Raw genomic sequence first — 6682 nt, 5'->3', positions numbered from 1 at the left:
CCAGGTCGGCCTCTCAGTGATTTGAAGCTGGTCATCGCAGGTGTTCTGCACGTGCTCAAAGAAGGCGGCTCCTGGCGTGCTTTGGACGTCCCTGGCGTTGCCTGGGAAACTGTTTACGGCCACTTCCGCCGCTGGGCCAAGGCCGGTCTCTGGGATCAGGCCATGCAGCAGATGAAATGGCATGCAGGCAAGAACCTCGGCATGATTGACTCCACCCACATCAAGGTCCACCGGGACGGGGCCAACCCCGCCGGAGGCCAGGAACAACAGGCCATGAGCCGCACCAAGGGCGGACTCAACACGAAGCTGCATGCTGCGGTGGACGGGCGCTGCCAGCCACAAGCCTTGATTTTGACGGCAGGGACGGAAGCTGATGTCTTGCATGCGCCAGCTTTGCTTGAATCTGTGGAGGGCAGGCGGGTGCTCATGGACAAGGCCTATGACAGCGATGGGTTGCGCGAGCTCATCGCAAGCAAAGGTATGAAAGCCTGCATTCCGCCGCGCAGCAACCGGGTGGCCCCGGCGGCTTACGACAAGGTGCTTTACAAGAAAAGGCACTGCGTGGAGAACTTCTTTGAGAAGATCAAAAGGATGCGGCGCATCGCCACGCGCTACGACAAAACCGACGTCTCCTTCATGGCTTTTGTCCTCCTTGGCATCTGCATTTTATCCCTCAGAAATCAATTTTAAAACACGCCTTAGACAATCGGCGTCACTGGCACGGTAGCGGCCTCTAGCTTCTTCTCCTTCCAAGTGCTTTGGATGTAAAGCTCGCGGAGGGATTTGAAGTCAACGTTTGTGGGGCTGTCGGTCATCAGGTCGCAGGCCTTGTTGTTTTTCGGGAAGGCAATCACCTCGCGGATGCTGTCTTCACCGCAAACCAACATGGCAATGCGGTCCAGGCCCAGAGCGAGACCACCGTGAGGTGGAGCGCCAAATTTGAAGGCTTCCAGGATGTGGCTGAACTTCAGTTCCTGCTCTTCCGGGGTGACGCCGAGGACGCTAAACATCTTGGCTTGGAGGTCGCTTTCGTGAATACGGATGGAGCCGCCGCCCAATTCGTAGCCGTTCAGGACCACGTCATAAGCCTCGGCACGCACCTTGCCGTATTCACCAGCTTCCAGAAGGGCCACGTCTTCTGACTTGGGACGGGTAAATGGATGGTGGACGGCGACCCAGCTCTGGTCTTCGGGGCTGAAGGCCAGCAATGGGAAATCGACGACCCAGAGGAAGTTCAGCGCGGTGCTGTCTTTCGTGAGGTTCATCATGTTGGCGATTTCCAGGCGGACCTTGCCCAGGATGTTGCAGGCGTCTTCCCAGGTGCCGGCATAGAAGAAAATGATGTCGCCTTCTTCACCATTCATCTTCTCAACGAGAGCCTTCTGCTCGACTTCGCCAAAGAACTTCCACAGCGGAGATTTATACTCGCCGTTTTCAATCTTGATGAAGGCAAGCTGCTTCACCTTCATGCCGGCCTGGATGGCCAGCTCGTTGAGGCGGATCATCTGGCCGGTGGTGATGCCTGCAAAACCTTTGGCATTGATGGCACGCACGACACCACCGTTTTCCAGCGTGCTGCGGAAGATCTTGAATCCGCTTTCAGCGAATACGTCGGCCATGTCCACGATCTCGACACCATAACGCGTATCGGGCTTGTCAGAGCCGTAACGGTCCATGGCTTCCTGATAGGTCATGCGCGGGAAAGGCAGCGGGATGTCCACGCCCTGGCCTGCCTTGAACATGCTGGCCAGCAAACCTTCCACGAGGTTCACAATGTCATTCTGCTCAATGAAGCTGGCCTCGATATCAATCTGGGTAAACTCAGGCTGGCGGTCAGCGCGTAGGTCTTCATCGCGGAAACAGCGGGCGATTTGGAAATAACGCTCCAGACCTGCCACCATGAGCAGCTGCTTATACTGCTGCGGGGCCTGTGGCAGGGCAAAGAACTTGCTGGGGCTGAGACGGGCTGGCACAAGAAAGTCGCGAGCACCTTCCGGCGTCGGGTTCGAAAGGATGGGGGTTTCCACTTCCACAAAACCATTTCCGTCCAGGTAGTTGCGCGCAGCGTTGGTGATCTTGTGACGGGTGCGGATGTTTTTGTTCATGCGCTCGCGGCGCAGGTCCAAGTAACGATACTTCATCCGCATGTCCTCATTGGATAGCTCGCGGTCCAAGTGGAATGGCAGGACATCGGACTTGTTCAGCACCTTCAATTCCAGGGCCACCACTTCGACTTCACCTGTAGGCAGCTTGCTGTTTTCCGTACCGGAGAGACGGGCAGATACTTTGCCAATGATCTGCACCACGTCTTCATCACGAAGGACATGGCTCTGGGCTGCAACATCTGCGTTCTCCTCAGGGCGGAAGACCACTTGGGTCAATCCTTCCCGGTCGCGAAGGTCAATGAAGATAACGCCGCCGTGGTCACGGGCCGAATTCACCCAGCCACAGAGTGTGACGGTCTGGCCAATATGCTCAGGGCGTACGGCGTTGCAGTGAAGGGATCGGTAGGCGTTCGGGATCATGGCTAAAAGGGGGGCTGAAATTCGGAGGAAAACGCCAGAGTGCAAGAGCTACTTGGCTCCATGACTGACGTAATGCCTAATTCCATGTCGCCTTAAAAGCGATGAAACGCGCTAAAATCCCCAAACAGTCCCTCTACCGATCACTCCAACTTTCCACTTACCTTCCGACACCCTGGGGTAGTGAACGACGGACGTCATTGAAGAATGAGCTCGCAGCTTGCTTGGCCCGGGCCAATGGGGTTGGCGGCGGAGGTGGAGCTTTTTTGCGAACTACGGGTTTCGACTTGGTCGAACTGGATTTGGTTGTTGACGTTGTCTTGGGTTTCGTGTTCGAAGTTTTCGATGCACTGGCCACTTGAGTTGGCTGTGGCTTGGCAGGAGAAGCAACTTTGGGTTTTTCTGGGACAGAGGCGGGCTTGTCCTCCACACGGATGGCAGATCTCACCTCTTCAGTCTGAGGCGGGGCAACCACGACAATGGGTCCCCTCACAGGTTTCGTGGAGGTTTCCTCTTTAACAGGCGTCGGCGTAGGTTTGACCGGCTCACTTACTTTCACCATGGACGGTGTTGGCTTGGCTTCTGTGATCGTTTTGATGGACTCAGAAACGACCGTCTTTGCTTCAGCTATGACTTTGGGCGCAACAGGCTCAGGTTTAGCCTCAATCTTTCCCACGCCAGGAATCATCCCGTAACCATAAAAACTGGCCGAACTGGTGGAGCGTGGAAGAGAGAAATCAAAGACGCTCACACCGCTGCGGCGCTTGCCCTGATAAGACCTGCCATCACTGGCACCGAAGACGATGTGCTTGCCGCTTTTTTTCAGCTTGCCCAAGTATAACATCACGTGCGTCACCGGGATCTTGCGAGGACCGGCATCGTACGTACCTGACCAAAACAGCAGATTACCCGGCTGGAGGGCGGAGAATTCAGGGTGAGTCAGCGCATCCGCTTCATGGACCCGGTGCAAGAGAGTTTTATCCTGTACCCATCCTGCCATTTCATTGGATTGCCGAGGGACACCTTTAAATCCAAAATCGTGAAGCACATAATAGATGGTTCCAGAGCAGTCCATTCCGCCATTCTTTGGGTCAGCGGATCCAAATGAATAAGTGAGGTTGAGCTTGGTCAGGGCCAGTGACTGGCGAATCAATTCCTGAATCTGGGGAGCATAATACTCAAAACCCTGGATATCATCTACCTCAATGCTGCTGACAGCAGCTACGGGAGGACCATCAGTAGCGGGGCCTTCTTTGATCTGTTCGGACTCAGAAACCGTGGTCTTTTTCTCAGGTGTTTCACCATGCCCGATGAGGGCAAAGGTTAACAGAGCGATTGGGAGTATTCGTTTCATACCTAAGTTGGAGGGAAAAACCCTGTCCTTTGTTCACTCCAACCTGCATTTTGGCCATCTTGCATGGTTTTTAACTATTCCCAGCCTCAAATCGTGCAAATAGCCACATTTTCAACCTGCTTTACTTGGATGCCAAGTAGCCTAACTACCTGACATCCAAGAGATATCATTCTATTTCCCTGTTAGCCGTCGATGACAACCTGGGGAAGTTTCCAGACTTTTTCGGCGTACTCGAGGATGGTACGGTCACTGCTGAATTTGCCAACACGGGCTGTATTCAGGATGGCCATTTTCACCCAATGGTCCTGGTTTTTATAAGCTGCGTCCACGCGAGCCTGCGCATCCACATAAGGCTGATAATCCGCCAGGCAGAGATAGGGATCGCCATGGTCCAAAAGACTCTGACGCAGCGGCTGGAATTCCTCAGCATTGCCAGTGAAGTAATCGCTGCTGATCCAGTCAATGGTGTTGCGGAGTTTTTCATTGGCCCAGTAATAGTCCCATGGGTTGTATCCCTTGGCACGCAGTTCGGTGACTTCCTCGACTGTCAGACCAAAGATGAAGATGTTTTCGGAACCGACTTCTTCTTCGATTTCCACATTGGCACCGTCCAGAGTGCCGATGGTCAGAGAACCGTTGAGTGCCAGCTTCATATTTCCAGTGCCCGATGCCTCCTTACCCGCAGTGGAGATTTGCTCAGAAAGATCCGATGCCGGGATGATTTTCTCAGCCAGAGACACACGATAATTTGGGAGGAAAACGACCTTCAGTTTATCCCCCACCCGAGGATCGTTGTTCACTTTGGCTGCTACCGAGTTGATCGCGTGAATGATGTTTTTGGCCAGGAAGTAACCCGGGGCGGCCTTGGCACCAAAAATGAATACGCGAGGATGGAAATCCGCATCTGGATTGTCCAGAATTTCGCGGTAGAGAGTGACGATATTCAGCAAGTTAAGATGCTGGCGTTTGTACTCGTGAAGACGCTTGATCTGCACATCAAAAAGAGCGTCAGGGCTGACGGTGACACCGCACTCTTCCTGAATGATCTCAGCCAAAACGACTTTGTGGTCGCGTTTGATTTTGGCATATTTTGCACGGAAAGCAGGATCATCGGCATACGGATCCAGTTGACGGAGTAGGGCGGCGTCCTTCTTCCAGCTATCACCGATAGTCTCGGTGATTAGAGCGGAGAGCTGCGGATTGCACACATCCAGCCAGCGCCGGAAAGTGATTCCATTGGTCAGATTGAGAAACCGGTCAGGATAAAGGGCGTAAAAGTCCGCAAAAAGGCGCTCACAGAGTAGGCGAGTGTGGAGAGCTGCCACGCCGTTTGTCGCGTGACTGCCCAATACCGAGAGATTGGCCATGCGCACATATTTACCACCACGCTCTTCGATGAGGGAGAGGGTGCGTTTCTTTTCTGCATCTCCAGGCCACTTGGCTTCCACGTCACCTTCCAAGAAACTGTGGTTAATCCGGTAGATGATTTGCAAGTGGCGCGGGAGGACACGCTCAAAGAGACCGACTGACCACATTTCCAGAGCTTCTGGAAGAAGGGTGTGGTTGGTATAAGAGAACGTCTCCTGACAGATGGCCCAAGCCTCATCCCAAGGTAGTCCTTCCAGGTCCACCAGAATACGCATCAATTCAGGAATGGCGACCGCTGGATGGGTATCGTTAAGCTGGATGGCGGCCTTCGACGGAAAGTCACTCCAAGGCAGGGTATAGCCGACTTTGAAACGGCGAACGATGTCTGCCAATGAGCAGGCTACAAAGAAATACTGCTGAACCAGACGCAGTTCCTTGCCGTTTTCCGTGGAGTCATTGGGATAAAGGACCTTGGAAACAGTCTCAGCGATAGCTTTATCGCGGAGAGCTTCCACATAGCTGCCCTCGTTGAAGACCTGGAAATTAAAATCTTCATCGGCCTGGGCCTGCCAGAGGCGCAGCACGTTTACGGTGTGGCTGTCATATCCGACAATCGGGATATCCCAAGGAAGCCCCAGCAGGCTTTTGGTTTCGATCCATTCACTGCGCGGATGACCATAATCATCAAACTTCTGCACCACGCGACCATACAACTGGACAGTCTGCCGGTAGCTGGGGCGGGCGATTTTCCAAGGGCTGCCATCACGCATCCAAGCATCTGGATGCTCCACCTGCTTGCCATTCACAAATTCCTGCCTGAAAAGCCCAAATTCATAATGGATACCGTAGCCGATGGCCGGGAGGTTCACCGTGCTGAGACTGTCCATGAAACAGGCTGCCAGACGCCCAAGACCGCCGTTGCCCAAGCCCATGTCAGGCTCGCTATCCAGCAGCACATCCAGGTCCTTGCCCATCTCACCCAGGGCCTGTTTGGTGGCATCATACAGACCGGAATTGCGAAGATTGTTTTCCAGCAGCCGCCCCATGAGGTATTCGAGAGACAGATAGTGAACGCGACGGACACCCGACTGGCGATGGAGAGTGCGGGACTTCGTCGCATGCTCCATGACACGGTCTCTCACGGCAAGGCAGGTCGCCACCCACCAGTCGTTCTGGCTGGCGGATTCCACATAAGCACCCAGCGTGAAGCGAAGATGATTGATGATGGAGTTTTTGAGGCTGTCCGTGGAGTTGCCTAGATCGCAGGGGGCGGGTGTCATGGGAATAAGTGTGGCTGAGAAGGTATAGACCAGTGATTAGTGAGCATCAAAGAATCCGGCTCATCGAGAAAGCCGAGAATTTATGCACCATTTTATGGAGCAAATAATCCGGGTTTCATTCGTGATTCGGATCTGAGCATTCGTCATTGGAGGCGGTT

4 protein-coding genes are annotated in these 6682 nt (G+C 53.9%); 1 reads left to right on the top strand and 3 read right to left on the bottom strand.

Annotation, left to right across the window (positions count from 1 at the left end):
• On the top strand, window positions 1–690 hold a 690-nt coding region (locus EI77_RS20085), incomplete at its 5' end, for an IS5 family transposase (RefSeq protein WP_133797095.1).
• Between the two features lie 8 nt (window positions 691–698).
• On the opposite strand, the gene aspS is transcribed toward EI77_RS20085, so the two are convergent.
• From aspS to EI77_RS20070, 3 genes are all read right to left on the bottom strand, one after another.
• Window positions 699–2525, bottom strand: coding sequence for an aspartate--tRNA ligase (gene aspS / locus EI77_RS20080; protein WP_133797094.1), 1827 nt, complete (start codon window positions 2523–2525; stop codon window positions 699–701).
• A 157-nt stretch (window positions 2526–2682) separates the two neighbouring features.
• The gene (locus tag EI77_RS20075) at window positions 2683–3876 is read right to left on the bottom strand and encodes an NlpC/P60 family protein (RefSeq protein ID WP_133797093.1); all 1194 of its coding nucleotides are present in this window, start codon (window positions 3874–3876) and stop codon (window positions 2683–2685) included.
• A 182-nt stretch (window positions 3877–4058) separates the two neighbouring features.
• Window positions 4059–6524, bottom strand: coding sequence for a glycogen/starch/alpha-glucan phosphorylase (locus EI77_RS20070; RefSeq protein WP_133797092.1), 2466 nt, complete (start codon window positions 6522–6524; stop codon window positions 4059–4061).
• Between the last annotated feature and the right edge of the window lie 158 nt (window positions 6525–6682).

The organism is Prosthecobacter fusiformis, from assembly GCF_004364345.1.
Lineage (GTDB): Bacteria > Verrucomicrobiota > Verrucomicrobiia > Verrucomicrobiales > Verrucomicrobiaceae > Prosthecobacter > Prosthecobacter fusiformis.
The sequence above is the reverse complement of the archived record's forward strand: the minus strand, read 5'-3'. Positions and strand labels throughout refer to the sequence as shown.